Source organism: Cupriavidus necator, assembly GCF_013141915.1.
In the GTDB taxonomy this organism is placed as follows: domain Bacteria; phylum Pseudomonadota; class Gammaproteobacteria; order Burkholderiales; family Burkholderiaceae; genus Cupriavidus; species Cupriavidus necator_B.
On the sequence record NZ_SROX01000002.1, the window covers coordinates 279,090 to 295,454 of the forward strand.

At 69.1% G+C, this 16,365-nt stretch carries 18 protein-coding genes; 17 read left to right on the plus strand and 1 reads right to left on the minus strand.

Features of this window, described 5'->3' with window-relative positions; translation table 11 throughout:
* Positions 1–156 precede the first annotated feature (156 nt).
* From E5S69_RS06250 to E5S69_RS06330, 17 genes are all read left to right on the plus strand, one after another.
* The gene (locus E5S69_RS06250; protein ID WP_171514154.1) at positions 157–1,191 is read left to right on the plus strand and encodes an aminoglycoside phosphotransferase family protein; all 1,035 of its coding nucleotides are present in this window, start codon (positions 157–159) and stop codon (positions 1,189–1,191) included.
* Positions 1,192–1,195: 4 nt separating this feature from the next.
* The gene (locus tag E5S69_RS06255) at positions 1,196–2,002 is read left to right on the plus strand and encodes an AzlC family ABC transporter permease (RefSeq protein ID WP_171514155.1); all 807 of its coding nucleotides are present in this window, start codon (positions 1,196–1,198) and stop codon (positions 2,000–2,002) included.
* Positions 1,999–2,322, plus strand: coding sequence for an AzlD domain-containing protein (locus E5S69_RS06260; protein ID WP_171514156.1), 324 nt, complete (start codon positions 1,999–2,001; stop codon positions 2,320–2,322). The genes E5S69_RS06255 and E5S69_RS06260 overlap by 4 nt, the downstream gene beginning before the upstream one ends.
* Complete coding sequence (gene murU, locus E5S69_RS06265) at positions 2,322–3,047, plus strand: N-acetylmuramate alpha-1-phosphate uridylyltransferase MurU (RefSeq protein WP_171514157.1); 726 nt, start codon at positions 2,322–2,324, stop codon at positions 3,045–3,047. The genes E5S69_RS06260 and murU overlap by 1 nt, the downstream gene beginning before the upstream one ends.
* Positions 3,048–3,127: 80 nt before the next feature.
* Entirely contained in the window at positions 3,128–4,528 is a 1,401-nt protein-coding gene (locus E5S69_RS06270; RefSeq protein WP_171514158.1) for an aminopeptidase P N-terminal domain-containing protein, read from the plus strand.
* On the plus strand, positions 4,525–5,004 hold the full coding sequence (locus E5S69_RS06275) for a hypothetical protein (protein ID WP_171514159.1): 480 nt from the start codon (positions 4,525–4,527) through the stop codon (positions 5,002–5,004). The genes E5S69_RS06270 and E5S69_RS06275 overlap by 4 nt, the downstream gene beginning before the upstream one ends.
* Entirely contained in the window at positions 4,985–6,223 is a 1,239-nt protein-coding gene (locus E5S69_RS06280) for a UbiH/UbiF/VisC/COQ6 family ubiquinone biosynthesis hydroxylase (protein ID WP_171514160.1), read from the plus strand. Before E5S69_RS06275 ends, E5S69_RS06280 begins: the two co-directional genes overlap by 20 nt.
* A gap of 312 nt (positions 6,224–6,535) precedes the next feature.
* Positions 6,536–7,597 carry a tRNA dihydrouridine synthase DusB gene (dusB, locus tag E5S69_RS06285; protein ID WP_171514161.1) on the plus strand — a complete coding sequence of 354 codons (1,062 nt, stop codon included), beginning with the start codon at positions 6,536–6,538 and terminating at the stop codon, positions 7,595–7,597.
* Positions 7,594–7,827, plus strand: a complete 234-nt coding sequence (locus E5S69_RS06290; protein WP_010813887.1) for a Fis family transcriptional regulator — start codon at positions 7,594–7,596, stop codon at positions 7,825–7,827. Before dusB ends, E5S69_RS06290 begins: the two co-directional genes overlap by 4 nt.
* A 22-nt stretch (positions 7,828–7,849) precedes the next feature.
* The gene (gene purH, locus E5S69_RS06295) at positions 7,850–9,424 is read left to right on the plus strand and encodes a bifunctional phosphoribosylaminoimidazolecarboxamide formyltransferase/IMP cyclohydrolase (protein WP_171514162.1); all 1,575 of its coding nucleotides are present in this window, start codon (positions 7,850–7,852) and stop codon (positions 9,422–9,424) included.
* Between the two features lie 248 nt (positions 9,425–9,672).
* The gene (gene ruvC, locus E5S69_RS06300) at positions 9,673–10,218 is read left to right on the plus strand and encodes a crossover junction endodeoxyribonuclease RuvC (RefSeq protein ID WP_012351785.1); all 546 of its coding nucleotides are present in this window, start codon (positions 9,673–9,675) and stop codon (positions 10,216–10,218) included.
* Between the two features lie 67 nt (positions 10,219–10,285).
* Positions 10,286–11,527 (plus strand): glycerophosphodiester phosphodiesterase, encoded by a 1,242-nt coding sequence (locus E5S69_RS06305; protein ID WP_171514163.1) that lies wholly within the window; start codon positions 10,286–10,288, stop codon positions 11,525–11,527.
* Positions 11,528–11,590: 63 nt separating this feature from the next.
* Positions 11,591–12,172 (plus strand): Holliday junction branch migration protein RuvA, encoded by a 582-nt coding sequence (gene ruvA, locus E5S69_RS06310; RefSeq protein WP_171514164.1) that lies wholly within the window; start codon positions 11,591–11,593, stop codon positions 12,170–12,172.
* A 71-nt stretch (positions 12,173–12,243) separates the two neighbouring features.
* Positions 12,244–13,308 carry a Holliday junction branch migration DNA helicase RuvB gene (gene ruvB, locus E5S69_RS06315; RefSeq protein WP_171514165.1) on the plus strand — a complete coding sequence of 355 codons (1,065 nt, stop codon included), beginning with the start codon at positions 12,244–12,246 and terminating at the stop codon, positions 13,306–13,308.
* 199 nt (positions 13,309–13,507) lie between these two features.
* Positions 13,508–14,101, plus strand: coding sequence for a hypothetical protein (locus tag E5S69_RS06320; RefSeq protein ID WP_171514166.1), 594 nt, complete (start codon positions 13,508–13,510; stop codon positions 14,099–14,101).
* Positions 14,102–14,145: 44 nt separating this feature from the next.
* Positions 14,146–14,730 (plus strand): BPSL1445 family SYLF domain-containing lipoprotein, encoded by a 585-nt coding sequence (locus E5S69_RS06325; protein WP_171514167.1) that lies wholly within the window; start codon positions 14,146–14,148, stop codon positions 14,728–14,730.
* Between the two features lie 165 nt (positions 14,731–14,895).
* On the plus strand, positions 14,896–15,621 hold the full coding sequence (locus tag E5S69_RS06330) for a queuosine precursor transporter (protein WP_171514168.1): 726 nt from the start codon (positions 14,896–14,898) through the stop codon (positions 15,619–15,621).
* An 8-nt stretch (positions 15,622–15,629) separates the two neighbouring features.
* On the opposite strand, the gene E5S69_RS06335 is transcribed toward E5S69_RS06330, so the two are convergent.
* Entirely contained in the window at positions 15,630–16,304 is a 675-nt protein-coding gene (locus tag E5S69_RS06335) for a histidine phosphatase family protein (protein WP_171514169.1), read from the minus strand.
* Positions 16,305–16,365: the final 61 nt, after the last annotated feature.

Below are 16,365 nucleotides of genomic sequence, written 5' to 3' on the forward strand. Positions count from 1 at the left end.
GAGCCCACCGGCGCCCCGGTCTGGTCGGGTATTATACGGGGCAACCCGGGGTGCTCTTGCCGCTTACTTCCGGTTTCATTTCCGGTTGCATTGACGGGTTTCAATTTCGTTCCGCCCCGCGCCCCATCCCCACACGTGCCTCCGACAAGTAACTGTATGGCAGCTCTTCCCCACGACCCGCGCCTGGACCAGCTCAAGGCCTGGGTGGCCGGACTCGGACCGGCATGGTCCGCCGATCCCGACTCCTGCGCCCCGGCCTCGGCCGATGCCAGCTTCCGGCGCTATTTCCGCGTGCGCACCGGCCATGCCGCGCATCCCACCGCGATCGTGATGGACGCCCCGCCCGCGCACGAGGACTGCCGCCCGTTCATCCATGTGTGCGGGCTGTTCGGCGCCGCCGGCGTGACCGTGCCGACGGTGCTGGCGCAGGACCTGGCCCAGGGCTTCCTGCTGCTGGCCGACCTCGGCAGCCAGACCTACCTGTCGCGGCTCGACGATTTCACCGCGCACGGCCTGTACGCCGACGCGGCCGCCACGCTGGTCCGCATCCAGGCCGCCTCGCGTCCCGGCGAACTGCCCGTGTACGACCGCGCGCTGCTGCAACGCGAACTCGACCTGTTCCCGCAGTGGTACGTGGCCAGGCACGTCGGTGCCACCCTGTCCGAGGCGCAGCAGGCCGACTGGCGCGAAGTGACGGAAGCACTGCTTGTCAACAACCTCGCGCAGCCCCAGGTCTACGTCCACCGCGATTTCCACTCGCGCAACCTGATGGTGCTCGAGGGCGCCGCCAACCCGGGCGTGCTGGACTTCCAGGACGCGGTGCTCGGCCCGATCACCTACGACGCGGTCTCGCTGTGGCGCGATGCCTATATCGAATGGGATGAAGAGCAGCAGCTCGACTGGCTGATCCGCTACTGGGAGCGCGCGCGCAAGGCCGCGCTGCCGGTCAACCCCGACTTCGGCGAGTTCTACCGCGACTTCGAGTGGATGGGCCTGCAGCGCCATCTCAAGGTGCTGGGGATCTTCGCCCGCCTGTACCACCGCGACGGCAAGGACGGCTACCTGGCCAACCTGCCGCTGGTGATGAAATACACCCGCCAGGTGGCCGGGCGCTATACCGAACTGCGCAAGCTGATCCGCCTGCTGGACGCGCTCGAAGGCGTCGCCAGCCCGGCCGGCTATACCTTCTGACGCCATGCGCGCCGACGCCCCCGGTCCGGACGACAGTACCGCGCCTGCCATCACCGCCGCCGGCGAATGGCTGGCCGGCGCGCGCGCGCTCGCGCCGATGCTGCTGGGCGTGGTGCCGTTCGGCCTGATCTACGGCGTGCTGGCGGTCGGCGCCGGCATGCCCGCATGGCTGGCCTGCGCAATGAGCGCGATCGTGTTCGGCGGTGCCTCGCAGATGATCCTGACGCAGCTGTGGAGCGCCGGCACCCCGGCGGTGGTGATCACGCTGACGGTGGCCATGGTCAACCTGCGCCACGCGCTGTATTCCGCCACCATCGCGCCGACGCTGGCGCACCTGCCGCGGCGCTGGAAGGCGCTGATCGCCTACCTGCTGACCGACGAGGCCTTTGCCGCGATGACGCACCGGCTGGGCGACACCGGCCCGCGCGCCCGCTACCGGCACTGGTATTACTTTGGCGGCGGCTTCGCACTGTGGGCCAGCTGGCAGCTGTCGACGCTGGCCGGCGTGCTGGTCGGCGCCCAGGTGCCGCGCGACTGGCCGCTGGACTTTTTCCTGCCGCTGACTTTTATCGGCATCATCGTGCCGGGCCTCAGGCACCGCTCGCACGTCGCCGCGGCGCTGGCAGCCAGCGCGCTGGCGGTGGCCTGCTACAGCCTGCCGCACAAGCTCGGCCTGATGGTGGCCGCGCTCGGCGGCATCGCCGTGGGCATGCTGGTGCTGGGGCGCGGCAACCGGCCCGGACCGCGTGCGGCCAGCCACGCCACCGACGCCGACACCGGCACCGGCACTGCCGGCAAGGAGGCCGCATGAATGCCCTGACATTGCTGTGGGTCTTCCTGGCCGCGGGCCTGGCCACCTTCCTGATCCGCCTGTCGTTCATCGCCGTCGAAGGCCGCGTGCGGCTGCCGTCGTGGTTCCGCACCGCGCTGCAGTTCGTGCCGGCCGCAATGCTGTCGGCGCTGATCGCCCCCGACCTGCTGATGCAACACGGCGAACTCGCCCTCACCCCGACCAACGCCAGGCTGGTGGCCGGCGTGGTCGCCATCCTGATTGCCGCACGAACCCGCAGCGTGGGCTGGACCATTGCCGGCGGCATGGCCACGCTGCTTGCCCTGGAGGCCCTGTTCTGATGAAGACCATGATCTTCGCCGCCGGCCGCGGCGACCGCATGCGTCCGCTGACCGATACCTGCCCGAAGCCACTGCTGACGGTGGGCGGCAAGCCGCTGATTGCCTGGAAGATCGAAGCGCTGGCACGCGCGGGACTGCGCGACATCGTCATCAACCACGCCTGGCTGGGCGGGCAGATCGAAGCCGCCCTCGGCGACGGCAGCCGCTTCGGCGTGCGCATCGCCTATTCGGCCGAAGGCGAAGCGCTGGAAACGGCAGGCGGCATCGCCCGGGCCCTGCCGCTGCTGTCGCACGACCCGGCGCGCGGCGAAATCTTCCTGGCCGTGTCCGGCGACATCTTCTGCGACTATGACTTCCGCGCGCTGCTGCCGCGCGCGCAGGCGCTGGCGGGCGCGGCCGCGCCGCACATGCACCTGGTGATGGTGCCGAACCCGCCGTTCCATCCGCGCGGTGATTTCGGGCTGGATGGACAAGGCCGGTTATCGCTGGACGCCGACGCAGCCGCCGGCACGCGCCTCACCTTCGGCAATATCGGGCTCTACGACACCCGGCTGTTTACCGATATCGCCCCAGGCACGCGGGTGGCCATGACGCCGATCTACCATGCCTGCATCGCCGCCGGCACCGCTACCGGCGAGCGCTTCGACGGACGCTGGGAGAACGTGGGCACGCCGGCGCAGCTGGTCGAGCTCGACGCCATGCTGTCGGCCGCACAAGGACGCTAGCGCGCGACTTTCGCGCCACTGGCGCAGCTGCGCCGCCAGCGGCGGTAGAATCGGCCTGATCCTTTCTACCAGGCCCGACCATGTCCGCACCCGACACCGCCCTCCTCGCCGCCTGCCGCGACCGCCGCGCCCGTGTGCTGCAGCACCTGCGCGCCGGCGGCGGCGGCGTGGCGATCCTGCCCACCGCGCCGGAAGCCATGCGCAATCGCGACAGCGACTACCCGTACCGGCACGACAGCTATTTCTATTACCTGAGCGGCTTCACCGAGCCCGAAGCGGTGCTGGTGCTGGTAGCCGGCGCGCCCGGCGATCCGGCCGAGGCCGACCGCAGCATCCTGTTCTGCCGCCCCAAGCATGAAGAGCGCGAGATCTGGGACGGGTTCCGTTTCGGCCCGGAAGGCGCGCGCGCCGCGTTCGGCTTCGACGAAGCGCATTCGGTCGAAGACATCGACGCGGCGCTGCCGCCGCTGCTGGCCAACCGCGCGCAGCTGGCCTACCCGCTGGCCGATTCGATCCGCACCGACATGCAGATGCGCCGCTGGCTCGACGCGGTGCGCATGCAGGGCCGCGCCGGCGTGGCAGCACCGGCGGTGGCCCTCGACATCCGCACGCTGCTCGATGAAATGCGGCTGTTCAAGGACGCTGGCGAGCTCGCCACCATGCGCCGCGCCGCGGCGATTTCCGCCGGCGCCCATGTGCGCGCGATGCAGGCCACCCGCGCCGGCCTGCGCGAATACCACCTCGAGGCGGAACTGCTCTATGAATTCCGCCGCCATGGCGCGCAGAGCGTGGCCTACAACTCGATCGTCGCCGCCGGCCCCAACGCCTGCGTGCTGCACTACCGCGCCGGCCCGGCCGAGCTGAAGGACGGCGACCTGTGCCTGATCGATGCCGGGTGCGAGTTCGATGGCTACGCCTCGGACATCACGCGCACCTTCCCGGTCTCGGGCCGCTTTTCGCCGGCGCAGCGCGAGCTGTATGACCTGGTGGTGGCCGCGCAGCAGGCCGCCATCGCCGAGACCCGCGCCGGCGTGCCATACAACGTGCCGCATGACGCCGCCGTGCGCGTGCTGGCGCAGGGCATGCTCGATACCGGCCTGCTCGACCGCAACAAGGAGGGCACGCTCGACGACGTGCTGGCCAGCGGCAGCTACCGCCGCTTCTACATGCACCGCACTGGCCACTGGCTGGGCATGGACGTGCACGACGTGGGCGAATACCGCGTCGCCAGCCACAGCGGCGAAGGCGAGCGCCCGTGGCGGCCGCTGCAGCCCGGCATGGTGCTGACCATCGAGCCCGGCATCTATGTGCGCCCGGCCGAGGACGTGCCCGAGCGCTACTGGCATATCGGCATCCGCATCGAGGACGACGCCGTGGTCACCGATGGCGACTGCGAGCTGATCACGCGCGGCGTGCCGGTGCTGGCCGACGAGATCGAAGCACTGATGCGCGACCACGCCACCGCAGGAGGCCCGCGATGATCAGCTGGCTGCGCAGGATCCTGCCGGGCCAGGCCGGCGCCGGCAACCAGGCTGGCAGCGCCCGCCGCCCCGATCCGACCGAACCGTTCATCATCAACCTCTACGACGACCGCGTGGTGGTGCACCGCCCCGACGGCCAGCGCGAGGAAGTCGCGTGGGACGTGCTCGAGCGGGTGGTGGTGCGGGTCTCCGACCGCGCGCCGTGGGCCGGCACCGCCTGGATGATCCTGATCGGCGAGCCGGGTTCGGGCCAGGGCTGCGTGGTGCCGCTCGATGCCGCCAACCATGCGGCCCTGCTGCAGCAGCTGCGTGCGCTGCCGGGCTTCAACGACCAGAAGCTCGACAACGCGCTGCGCGACGCCGCGGCGGGTAAGTCACGCTCGGACGCGATCTGCTGGAAGCGCAGCGCCGACGCCCAGGCCGGGACCAACGCTGGCCATGCAGGAGGCAGTGACGATGCCGGCGGCGCAACCTGATCTTCAAGGCCCCGCCGATGTCGCCATCGTCGGCGGCGGCCCGGTCGGCCTGGCGCTGGCCTGCCAGCTGTTGCGGACCACCAGCTGGCGCGTCGCGCTGATCGACGCCGCCACGCCGGCGCGCGCGGCGCGCGACCCGCGCGCGATCGCGCTGTCGCACGGCAGCCGCCAGCTGCTTGAGCAGATCGGAGCCTGGCCGGTGCCGGGCAGCCCGATCGAGCATATCCATGTGTCGCAGCGCGGCCGCTTCGGCCATGTCCGGCTGCACCATGACGACTACGGCGTGCCGGCGCTCGGCTACGTGGTGCGCTACGGTGACCTGTGCAACGTACTGGAGCGGGCGCTGGCCCAGGCCGGGCAGGCGGCTGCAGAGGGCCGGCTGCGGCGGGTCTTCGAGACCCGCATCGAGCGGATCGAACAGGATCCCGTGCCGCGCGGCGCGGACCCGGCCGATGCCGGCCTGGTGCGGCTGAGCGGCACCGGCCACGACGGCCAGCCGGCAAGTTTTGCCGCACGCCTGGCGGTCCAGGCCGAGGGCGGCCTGTTCCACGAGCAGGCCGCCCACCAGGGCCGCGGCGCACGCACGCGCGACTACCGCCAGACCGCGGTGATCGCCCATGTGACCTGCTCGCGCCCGCAGCCCGGCTGGGCCTGGGAGCGCTTTACCGAGGAAGGCCCGCTGGCGCTGCTGCCGCATGAGGAACACGGTACGCCCGGCTATGCGCTGGTGTGGTGCTGCCCGCCAGACCAGGCCGCGCGGCGGATCGCGCTGCCGGAAGCCCAGTTTGCCGCCGAACTCGGCCGCGCCTTCGGCGACCGCATGGGCCAGTTCACGCTGGCGGGCAAGCGCCATGCCTTCCCGCTGGGGCTGAACGCCGCGCCGGTGACGGTCAACGGGCGGGTGGTGGCCGTCGGCAACGCCGCGCAGACGCTGCATCCGGTCGCCGGACAAGGCCTGAACCTGGGCCTGCGCGATGCGTTTGCGCTGGCCGACTCGCTGCGCGGCGCCTGCACCCCGCAAGCGCTGCAGGCCTTCGCCAGCCGGCACCGGCTGGACCGCGCCGTCACCATCGGCGTGACTGACCTGCTGCCGCGCGTTTTCGGCGTGGGCTTTCCGCTCGCGGCCCAGGCGCGCGGCGCGTCGCTGGCGGCGCTGGCATGCCTGCCGCCGCTGCGCCACGCGCTGGCGCGCCACATGATGTTCGGGATGCGCCGCTGAACTGGTACCCCTTGATGGCAGTGGCGCTTGCGCCACTGCCATCGTGGCATGGCGCCACGGCCCGCGCCGCGCATGCTCAAATCTTGGGCAATCGTGACCGATTGGCGGTAGAATCCTGCCCTCGCACATGTCCCGATCCACCGCTGGCAGCTGTTTCGGCAGGGGCATGTTTTTCCGTTTCGTCTCTGTTTCGTTCCAGCCTCAGAGCAGGCTGTCCCGATCCGTCGCGGCGCCTGTTGCACCGTGAAGGCGGGGCCGCCAGGACGGGTCACCAGAACCGCCCAACCGCGCCCCAGGCGCCGCCTAACCGTCGTGCAGATCGGACCTCACCAACTCCGCAACAACCTTTTTGTCGCCCCGATGGCGGGCGTGACGGACCGGCCCTTCCGCCAGCTGTGCAAGCAGCTCGGCGCGGGCTACGCGGTGTCGGAAATGGTGGCGTCCAATGCCCAGCTGTGGAAGAGCGAGAAGACCATGCGCCGCGCCAACCACGCCGGCGAGGTCGAGCCCATCGCGGTGCAGATCGCCGGCGCCGAGCCGTCGATGATGGCCGAGGCCGCGCGCTACAACGTCGATCGCGGCGCGCAGATCATCGACATCAACATGGGCTGCCCGGCCAAGAAGGTGTGCAACGTCGCCGCCGGCTCGGCCCTGCTGCAGAACGAGCCGCTGGTGGTGCGCATCGTCGAGGCGGTGGTCGCCGCGGTCGGCGAGCGCGTGCCGGTCACGCTCAAGATCCGCACCGGCTGGAACCGCGAAAACCGCAATGCGCTGCGGGTCGCGCGCATGGTCGAGGACGCGGGCATCAGCATGCTCACCATCCACGGGCGCACCCGCGCCGACCTGTACCACGGCGACGCCGAGTACGAGACCATTGCCGCGGTCAAGGCAACGGTGTCGATCCCGGTGGTCGCCAACGGCGACATCACCACGCCGCAGAAGGCAAAGCAGGTGCTGGCGCTGACCGGCGCCGACGCGCTCATGATCGGCCGCGCGGCGCAGGGCCGGCCCTGGCTGTTCCGCGAGATCGAGCACTTCCTGAAAACCGGCGAAATGCTGCCGTCGCCGGAAGTGGCCGAGATCCGCGCCATCATGAACGCGCACCTGGAAGACCACTACGCGTTCTATGGCGAGTTCACCGGTGTGCGCACCGCGCGCAAGCACATCGCCTGGTACACGCGCGGGCTGCGCGGCGCCAACCTGTTCCGCCACCGCATGAACACGCTGGAAAGCACCGCCGAGCAGCTGGCGGCGGTCAACGCGTTCTTCGACGAGCAGGCGCAGATCTCTGACCGGCTGGTGTATGTCGACGACGCCGCGCAAGACAAAGACGAAGCGAACAACAACAAAAACGGGGAGTTGCTTGCCGCATGAGCCGCAACGCTATCGACCAGTGCATCCGGGAAAGCCTGGATACGTACTTTCGCGACCTGGACGGCGAAGAGCCGTCGAATATGTACAACATGGTGCTCGAGGCGGTCGAACGGCCGCTGCTGGAAGCCGTGATGGTACGCGCCGAGCGCAACCAGTCGCTGGCGGCCGCCTACCTGGGCATCAATCGCAATACGCTGCGCAAGAAGCTGCAGCAGCACGGTTTACTTTGAATTTGAAGCGTTTCCCACTGCCATGATCAAGCAAGCCCTACTCTCCGTTTCCGACAAGACCGGCATCGTCGATTTCGCGCGCGAACTGAACGCGCTCGGCGTCACGCTGCTTTCCACCGGCGGCACCGCCAAGCTGCTGGCCGACAGCGGCCTGCCCGTGACGGAGGTGGCCGACTACACCGGCTTCCCGGAAATGCTCGACGGCCGCGTCAAGACGCTGCATCCCAAGGTCCACGGCGGCATCCTGGCGCGCCGCGACCTGCCCGAGCACATGGCCGCGCTGGCCGAGCACAACATCCCCACCATCGACCTGCTGGTGGTCAACTTGTACCCGTTCCAGCAGACCGTGGCCAAGGATGACTGCACGCTGCCGGACGCGATCGAGAACATCGACATCGGCGGCCCGACCATGCTGCGCTCGGCGGCCAAGAACCACCGCGACGTGACCGTGATCGTCGACCCGGCCGACTACGCCGTGGTGCTCGGTGAAATGCGCGCCAATGGCAACAGCGTCGGCTACGACACCAACTTCCGCCTGGCCACCAAGGTGTTCGCGCACACCGCGCAGTACGACGGCGCCATCACCAACTACCTGACCAGCCTGGGCGCCGACAAGTCGCACCAGGCCCGCAGCGCCTACCCGCAGACGCTGAACCTGGCCTTCGACAAGGTGCAGGAAATGCGCTACGGCGAGAACCCGCACCAGTCGGCCGCGTTCTACCGCGACCTGAAGGCCTTCGACGGCGCACTGGCCAACTACGTGCAGCTGCAGGGCAAGGAACTGTCGTACAACAACATCGCCGACGCCGATGCCGCGTGGGAATGCGTAAAGTCGTTCGACGCTGCCGCCGGCGCCGCCTGCGTCATCATCAAGCACGCCAACCCGTGCGGCGTGGCGCTGGGCGCTAATGCGCTGGAAGCGTATGACAAGGCGTTCAAGACCGATTCGACCTCGGCCTTCGGCGGCATCATCGCCTTCAACGTCGAGCTGGACGAAGCCGCGGCGCAAGCGGTGGCCAAGCAGTTCGTCGAAGTACTGATCGCGCCGTCGTTCAGCGCCGCCGCGCGCGCCGTGTTCGCGGCCAAGCAGAATGTGCGCCTGCTCGAGATCCCGCTGGGCAAGGGCATCAACCAGTTCGACTTCAAGCGCGTCGGCGGCGGCCTGCTGGTGCAGAGCCCGGACGCCAAGAACGTGCAGCCGTCCGAGCTGCGCGTGGTGACGCGCCGCCATCCGACCCCGAAGGAAATGGACGACCTGATGTTCGCCTGGCGCGTGGCCAAGTTCGTCAAGTCCAATGCCATCGTGTTCTGCGGCGGCGGCATGACGCTGGGCGTGGGCGCCGGCCAGATGAGCCGCGTCGATTCGGCCCGCATCGCGAGCATCAAGGCGCAGAACGCCGGCCTGACGCTGGCCGGCTCGGCGGTCGCGTCGGATGCATTCTTCCCGTTCCGCGACGGCCTTGACGTGGTGGTCGACGCGGGCGCGACCTGCGTGATCCAGCCGGGCGGCTCGATGCGCGATGACGAAGTCATCGCCGCCGCCGACGAGCGCGGCATTGCGATGGTGCTGACGGGCACGCGGCATTTCCGCCACTGAGGTTTGCTCCCCTCTCCCGCCTGCGGGAGAAGGGCCGGGGGTGAGGGCAGGCGCTGGCATACCACCGGCTTCACTTCGTGGATATTCCCCCCCTCTCCCCAACCCTCTCCCGCCAGCGGGAGAGGGAATCCGCAACGGGTCATTCAAGGGGCCTCGCAGACTTTTGCCCCACCTCAAGGGCTACGCCGCCCCCGCGCCCTCCGCGCAAAAAGCAATACACTAAACGGCGTCCACCCTACCCCAACCTCATGCGAATCCTAGGCATCGACCCCGGCCTGCGCACCACCGGCTTCGGCGTGATCGAGAAACAAGGCAACAAGCTTGCCTATATCGCCTCGGGCACGATCAAGAGCGACGGCAATGCCAACCTGCCGGAACGGCTGAAAACGCTGTATGACGGCATCAGCGAAGTGTCGCGGACTTACGCCCCTGACTGCGCGGCGATCGAGAAGGTCTTCGTCAACGTCAACCCGCAGTCCACGCTGCTGCTCGGCCAGGCGCGCGGCGCGGCGATCTGCGGGCTGGTCGGCTACGGGCTGCCGGTGTTCGAATACACCGCGCTGCAGCTCAAGGTGGCGGTGGTCGGCTATGGCCGCGCCAACAAGGCGCAGGTGCAGGAAATGGTCACGCGGCTGCTGATGCTGCCGGGCCAGCCCGGTAGCGATGCGGCCGACGCGCTGGGCGTGGCGATCTGCCATGCCAACGGCGGCGATACGCTGGGCACGCTGGCCGGCCTGGCGCCTGACCTGGTGCGCAAGGGCATGCGCGTGCGGCGCGGACGGCTGGTCGGCTGAGTTCGCCACCGTAGAAGGCGGCCGCGTCTTTTACAATCTGCCCTTGGACCCATCACAGGAACGCCGCATGCCTAGCCAGTCCCGACTGCTCGCGCCGCGCTCGCGCGCCAGCCTTGCCCGTGTTGTTGCCGCTTGCCGGCGCTGGCTGTTGCCGACCGCTGCCGCCGCGGCGTGCGCGATGCTGGCCGCCGGCTGCGCCACGGTGCCGCGCCCCAAGCGCGCCGCATCGCCGGCCCCGCCTGCGCCGGTGCCCGCCGCCAGCGCACCGGCTGCGGCGGCCCCGCAGCCAAAGCCGCTGGTCATCGCCCATCGCGGCGCCAGCGCGCGACGCCCCGAACATACACTGGCCGCCTATGCCAAGGCGATCGAGGACGGCGCCGACGCGATCGAGCCCGACCTGGTCATGACGCGCGACGGCGTGCTGGTGGCGCGCCATGAGAATGACATCACCGGCACCACCAACGTCGCCGAACTGCCGCAGTTTGCCGAGCGCAAGCGCACCAAGGTGATTGACGGCGAGCGCCTGACCGGCTGGTTCACCGAAGACTTCACGCTGGCCGAACTCAAGACGCTGCGCGCGCGCGAGCGCATCCCGCGCCTGCGCCCGGCCAATGCACGCCTGAACGACCAGTTCGAGGTGCCGTCCTTCGACGAAATCGTGCGCCTCGCCGAGCAGGCCGCGCTGCGCACCGGCAAACCCATCGGCATCTATGCGGAACTGAAGCACCCGAGCTATTTCCGCAGCATCGGCTTGCCGCTCGAGGACAAACTGGCTGCGGCGGTGCGGGCACAGCCATACCTGCGCAATGGGCCGCTGTTTATCCAGTGTTTCGAAAGCGGCAGCCTGCGCGCGCTGCGCCGCACGCTGGGCAGCGCAATGCAGAACGTCAAGCTGGTTCAGCTGATCGGCAACCCGCGCAAGGGCCCGGCTGACTGGAAACTGGCTGGCGACGGCCGCACCTTCGGCGATATGCTGAACACGACCGGCCTGCGCGAAGTGGCGGCCTACGCCGACGGCATCGGCCCGGAAAAAAGCAGCGTCGTGCCCCGTGATGCGCAAGGCGCCCTGGGCGCGCCGACCGCGCTGGTACACCAGGCCCATGCTGCCGGCCTGTTTGTCCATCCGTACACGTTCCGCCCGGAAAACAGCTTCCTGCCCAAGGCGCTGCAGACGGGCGGCGACGACGCCACGCGCAGCCCGGCGGGCATGGAGCGCGAGGTGCAAGCCTTCGTCGCGGCCGGCATCGATGGCTTTTTCACCGACGACCCGGCACTGGGCCGGCGCGCCGTCGACACACCGGCGCGCTGAGCCGGCCTGGCGGCCACGCTACACTGGCGGCCGCTTCTTTCCTGACCTCCTGTTCCTCCTACCATGATCGGACGCATCGCCGGCACCCTTATCGAAAAGAACCCTCCGCACCTGCTGGTTGACTGCCAGGGCGTCGGCTACGAGGTCGACGTGCCGATGAGCACGTTCTACAACCTGCCCGCGGTGGGCCAGCCGGTGACCTTGCTGACGCAGCTGATCGTGCGCGAGGACGCGCACCTGCTGTATGGCTTCGGCAGCGCGGCGGAGCGCAACACCTTTCGCGAGCTGATCAAGATCACCGGCATTGGCGCCCGCATGGCGCTGGCGGTGCTATCGGGCATGTCCGTGCCCGAGCTGGCCCAGGCGATCACGCTGCAGGAAGCCGGGCGCCTGACCCGCGTTCCCGGCATCGGCAAGAAGACCGCCGAGCGGCTGCTGCTGGAGCTCAAGGGCAAGCTGGGCGCGGAACTGGGCCATGCACCGGGTGCGCCGGCGGTGCCCGACAGTGCCGTCGACGTGCTCAATGCGCTGCTGGCGCTGGGTTACTCGGACAAGGAAGCCGCCGCCGCGATCAAGCAGGTGCCGGCCGGCACCGGGGTCTCGGAGGGCATCAAGCTGGCGCTCAAGGCACTGTCCAAGGGTTGAGCCGCGGCGTTGAGCCACGAAAGGGCGCGTAGAATGGCGGGTTGTTGCCGCTGTCCGGGCCCCTGACCACCATGATCGAAACCGACAAGCTTGCCGCCCCCGCCCGCGTAATCGCCGCCACCCCCGCCTCGTCGCAAGAGGAGGTGTTCGAGCGCGCGCTGCGGCCCAAGCTGCTGGACGAGTATGTCGGCCAGGAAAAGGTGCGCGGCCAGCTGGACATCTTCATGCACGCTGCGCGCAACCGGCGCGAGGCGCTCGACCACGTGTTGCTGTTCGGCCCGCCGGGGCTGGGCAAGACCACGCTGGCCCACATCATCGCGCGCGAGATGGGGGTCAACCTGCGCCAGACCTCAGGCCCGGTGCTCGAGCGGCCCGGCGACCTGGCCGCGCTGCTGACCAACCTGGAAGCCAACGACGTTCTCTTCATCGACGAAATCCACCGGCTCTCGCCGGTCGTTGAGGAAATCCTGTACCCGGCGCTGGAGGACTACCAGATCGACATCATGATCGGCGAGGGCCCGGCGGCGCGCTCGGTCAAGCTCGACCTGCAGCCATTCACGCTGGTGGGCGCGACCACGCGCGCCGGCATGCTGACCAACCCGCTGCGCGACCGCTTCGGCATCGTCGCGCGGCTGGAGTTCTATACCGCCGAGGAACTGGCGCGCATCGTCACGCGCTCGGCGCAGTTGCTGCACGCCAGCATCGATCCGCAAGGCGCGCTGGAGATCGCGCGGCGCGCGCGCGGCACCCCGCGTATCGCCAACCGGCTGCTGCGCCGGGTGCGCGACTATGCCGAGGTCAAGGGGGACGGCACCATTACGCGCCCGATGGCCGATGCCGCCCTGGCCATGCTTGACGTCGACAGCGTGGGCTTCGACCTGATGGACCGCAAGCTGCTCGAGGCCGTGCTGCACAAGTTCGGCGGCGGCCCCGTCGGCGTCGACAACCTCGCCGCGGCCATCGGTGAAGAGCGCGACACCATTGAGGACGTGCTCGAGCCCTATCTGATCCAGCAGGGCTACCTGCAGCGCACCCCGCGCGGGCGCGTGGCCACCGCGGCGGCCTACCGCCATTTCGGCCTGGCCAGCCCGCAAGACACGGCCGGCGGCGCCGGCGCATTGTTCGGCGACGCCTGAGCGAATGCCGGGCGCGAACATGCGCCATGACGCACACGTCGCGATCAATTAAACGTTTTAAATTCCCAACCAAAATTTTTTCGAAGTGGATTGCTGGCCGGTGGCCGATTGTCCACAATGGCTTCATCGGCACCTGCCCGGTGCCGCAAGGCTGTGTCCGCCGGGGCACGGTTCCTTCGCAAACCTGTCAAGGAAAGCCATGATCCGCCAGTGTTCCAGCCTGCTCGCCGCCGCTTTCGCCCTGACCGCGTTCGCCGCCGGCAGTGCCAATGCACAGCGCCCGCCCGCGCCGGTCGGCGTGGCGGAAGAAGCCGTCGTCAGCGGCAAGATCGTCGATATCGATCCCAACGCCAAGGCAGTGCTGGTCCAGGGCCCGCGCGGCAACATCGTCGAGTTGGTAGGCGGCGACGAAGCCCGCAATTTCGGCCAGATCCGCAAGGGCGACATCCTCACCGTGGCCCGCGGCGCCGCCTTGGTGGCGGCGCTGGAGCCGGTCGACAGCAAGGCCACGGCCCTGGCCGAATCGGTCGACCGCACCACGCGCGCGGCCGAGGGCGGCAAGCCCGGCATCATGCGCGAGATCACCACCACGGTGACCGCACAGATCACCAAGGTCGACCCGGCCAGGCAACTGATCACCTTCCGCGGCCCGCGCGAGACGTTGCGCACGGTCAAGGTCCAGGACCCCGCCATCGACCTCAAGGGTATCAAGCAAGGCCAGATGGCCAAGATCGTCTACCGTGAAGTCGTGGCCATTACGGTCAGGGCTCCCGCGGCAGCCGCAGCAAACTGAGCCACTGAATCAGGCGCGGTACTTTTCCCATCAGGAGGTTACCTATGAATCGTCGCCACTTTGTTACCCGGGTTGCCGGGTCGGGCCTGCTCGTCGCCACCGTGATGGCCGCGGGCTGCACCACCACCGGCACCGGCGCGCCGAAAGACGCGGGCGCCAAGAAGCAGGAAATCGATGCGGGTGTCGACGGCGCGCTGAACCGGCTGTTCTCCTCGACCAACGGCTCGCGCGAGCTGGCGCAGCGTGCGCAGGGCGTCCTGGTATTCCCACGCGTACTTGCCGGCGGCTTCATTGTCGGCGCCGAATACGGCGAGGGCGCGCTGCGCTCGAAGGGCGCGACGGTCGGCTACTACAGCACGACGCAGGCCTCGGTCGGGCTGACCGCCGGTGGGCAGTCCAAGGCTGTCATCATCATGTTCATGACGCCCGAGGCCTACAACAAGTTCGTGGCCAGCAAGGGCTGGACGGCGGGCGCGGACGCCAACGTGGCGGTGGCGAAGGTCGGCGCGGACGGCCGGCTCGACACGCTGACCAGCCAGCAACCGGTGATTGCATTCGTGCAGACCAACGCCGGCCTGATGTTCGACGTCTCGGTGAACGGTTCCAAGATCAGCAAGCTGAACCTCTGACACCGCTGGCCCGCCCCTTGCGGGGCCGCCACTCCCGGACAGATTCCCGGCTACGGCCGGGAATTTCTTTTGGGCTAAGCTCGCCCGCCGCGGCGCGCGCGAACTTGCCCGCCCGCTGGCATAATCGCGCCCAACCCACTGCGCCCGCGCGCGACCGGAGACTTGATGTCAGCCATACCCGCCAGGCCGGCCCCTGCCGCGCGTGTCTACCGCTACTACGACTTCGTCATGGTGGCCTTTGTCACCGTGCTGCTGTGCTCGAACCTGATTGGCGCGGCCAAGGCGGCGCAGGTAACGCTGCCGGTGATCGGCACGGTGACCTTCGGCGCGGGGGTGCTGTTCTTCCCGGTCTCATACATCTTCGGCGACGTGCTGACCGAGGTCTACGGCTACGGACGCGACCGGCGCGTGGTGTGGGCGGGCTTCGCCGCACTGGCCTTTGCCACTTTCATGAGCGTGGTGGTGCTGAACATGCCGGTCGCGCCGTTCATGGCGGACTACCAGAAGAGCCTGCAGGACGTGTTCGGCAACACCTGGCGCATCGCGCTGGGATCGCTGATCGCGTTCTGCTGCGGCAGTTTTGCCAACAGCTATGTGCTGGCCAAGATGAAGCTGTGGACCGCAGGCCGTTGGCTGTGGACCCGCACCATCGGCTCGACGCTGGCCGGCGAGCTGGTGGACTCGTCGCTGTTCTATGTGATTGCCTTCTACGGCATCTGGCCGTTGGAGCAGGTGGTCCAGGTCGCGGTGGCGCAGTACGTGCTGAAGACCGGCTGGGAAGTGGTGATGACGCCGGTGACGTACAAGGTGGTGGCCTTCCTGAAGCGGGCCGAGAACGAAGACTACTTCGACCGCGACACCGACTTCACCCCGTTCCGGCTGCGGGTCTAGCGCCGCGGCTACGGCACGCGCCGGTCCACTTCATCCAGCGCCAGGTTCTCCAGGTGGCTGACATCGCCCCACTGCGCCAGCGTCAGGTGGGTGCTGTCGCTGCGCAGCCGGTTGACGCTGGCATTGAGCAGCTCGTGCTGGCGTGGCGCTTCCAGCGTCATGCCGGTGGCCTCGCGGTAGAGGCAGTCGAGCACGCCGCCATGCGCCACCAGTGCGATGCGCTCGCCCGGGTGCCGGCGCGACAGCGCCAGCACCGCATCGACCGCGCGCTCGTGGAAGCCCAGCAGCGATTCGCCCTCGGGCGGCGCATAGTCGGGCACGCGCGCCTGCCAGCGGGCAAAGTCTTCTGGCAGGTGCTCGGCCACCTCGGCGTAGGTCTTGCCCTGCAGCGCGCCGTAGCTGCGCTCGCGCAGCCGCGCATCGGCACGCACCTGCAGCCCCAGTGCCTCGGCCAGCGGCGCGGCGGTGGCCAGCGCGCGCGACAGGTCGCTGGAATACACCGCGTCGATGGGCTCGCCCGCCAGCGCATGCGCCAGTGCGCGGGCCTGCGCATGGCCGGTCTCGTTCAGCGGAATGTCGAGCTGGCCCTGCAGCCGGCGCTCCCGGTTCCAGGCCGTTTCGCCGTGGCGGATCACGATCAGGTGGGTAAAGGCCAGCGAATGCGGGCCGGGGCTTTGCGACATGCCGTTTCCTTCGGGGGTTGCTGCGCAGGCTTGCGTGAGGCCGCGCCGGCCGGCACCGCGG

What these genes read in the sequence shown, in the direction of transcription:
- E5S69_RS06250 (WP_171514154.1), top strand. Translation starts at nt 157, where the DNA reads ATGGCAGCTCTTCCCCACGACCCGCGCCTGGACCAGCTCAAGGCCTGG.
- E5S69_RS06255 (WP_171514155.1), top strand. Translation starts at nt 1,196, where the DNA reads ATGCGCGCCGACGCCCCCGGTCCGGACGACAGTACCGCGCCTGCCATC.
- E5S69_RS06260 (WP_171514156.1), top strand. Translation starts at nt 1,999, where the DNA reads ATGAATGCCCTGACATTGCTGTGGGTCTTCCTGGCCGCGGGCCTGGCC.
- murU (WP_171514157.1), top strand. Translation starts at nt 2,322, where the DNA reads ATGAAGACCATGATCTTCGCCGCCGGCCGCGGCGACCGCATGCGTCCG.
- E5S69_RS06270 (WP_171514158.1), top strand. Translation starts at nt 3,128, where the DNA reads ATGTCCGCACCCGACACCGCCCTCCTCGCCGCCTGCCGCGACCGCCGC.
- E5S69_RS06275 (WP_171514159.1), top strand. Translation starts at nt 4,525, where the DNA reads ATGATCAGCTGGCTGCGCAGGATCCTGCCGGGCCAGGCCGGCGCCGGC.
- E5S69_RS06280 (WP_171514160.1), top strand. Translation starts at nt 4,985, where the DNA reads ATGCCGGCGGCGCAACCTGATCTTCAAGGCCCCGCCGATGTCGCCATC.
- E5S69_RS06290 (WP_010813887.1), top strand. Translation starts at nt 7,594, where the DNA reads ATGAGCCGCAACGCTATCGACCAGTGCATCCGGGAAAGCCTGGATACG.
- purH (WP_171514162.1), top strand. Translation starts at nt 7,850, where the DNA reads ATGATCAAGCAAGCCCTACTCTCCGTTTCCGACAAGACCGGCATCGTC.
- ruvC (WP_012351785.1), top strand. Translation starts at nt 9,673, where the DNA reads ATGCGAATCCTAGGCATCGACCCCGGCCTGCGCACCACCGGCTTCGGC.
- E5S69_RS06305 (WP_171514163.1), top strand. Translation starts at nt 10,286, where the DNA reads ATGCCTAGCCAGTCCCGACTGCTCGCGCCGCGCTCGCGCGCCAGCCTT.
- ruvA (WP_171514164.1), top strand. Translation starts at nt 11,591, where the DNA reads ATGATCGGACGCATCGCCGGCACCCTTATCGAAAAGAACCCTCCGCAC.
- ruvB (WP_171514165.1), top strand. Translation starts at nt 12,244, where the DNA reads ATGATCGAAACCGACAAGCTTGCCGCCCCCGCCCGCGTAATCGCCGCC.
- E5S69_RS06320 (WP_171514166.1), top strand. Translation starts at nt 13,508, where the DNA reads ATGATCCGCCAGTGTTCCAGCCTGCTCGCCGCCGCTTTCGCCCTGACC.
- E5S69_RS06325 (WP_171514167.1), top strand. Translation starts at nt 14,146, where the DNA reads ATGAATCGTCGCCACTTTGTTACCCGGGTTGCCGGGTCGGGCCTGCTC.
- E5S69_RS06330 (WP_171514168.1), top strand. Translation starts at nt 14,896, where the DNA reads ATGTCAGCCATACCCGCCAGGCCGGCCCCTGCCGCGCGTGTCTACCGC.
- E5S69_RS06335 (WP_171514169.1), bottom strand. Translation starts at nt 16,304, where the DNA reads ATGTCGCAAAGCCCCGGCCCGCATTCGCTGGCCTTTACCCACCTGATC.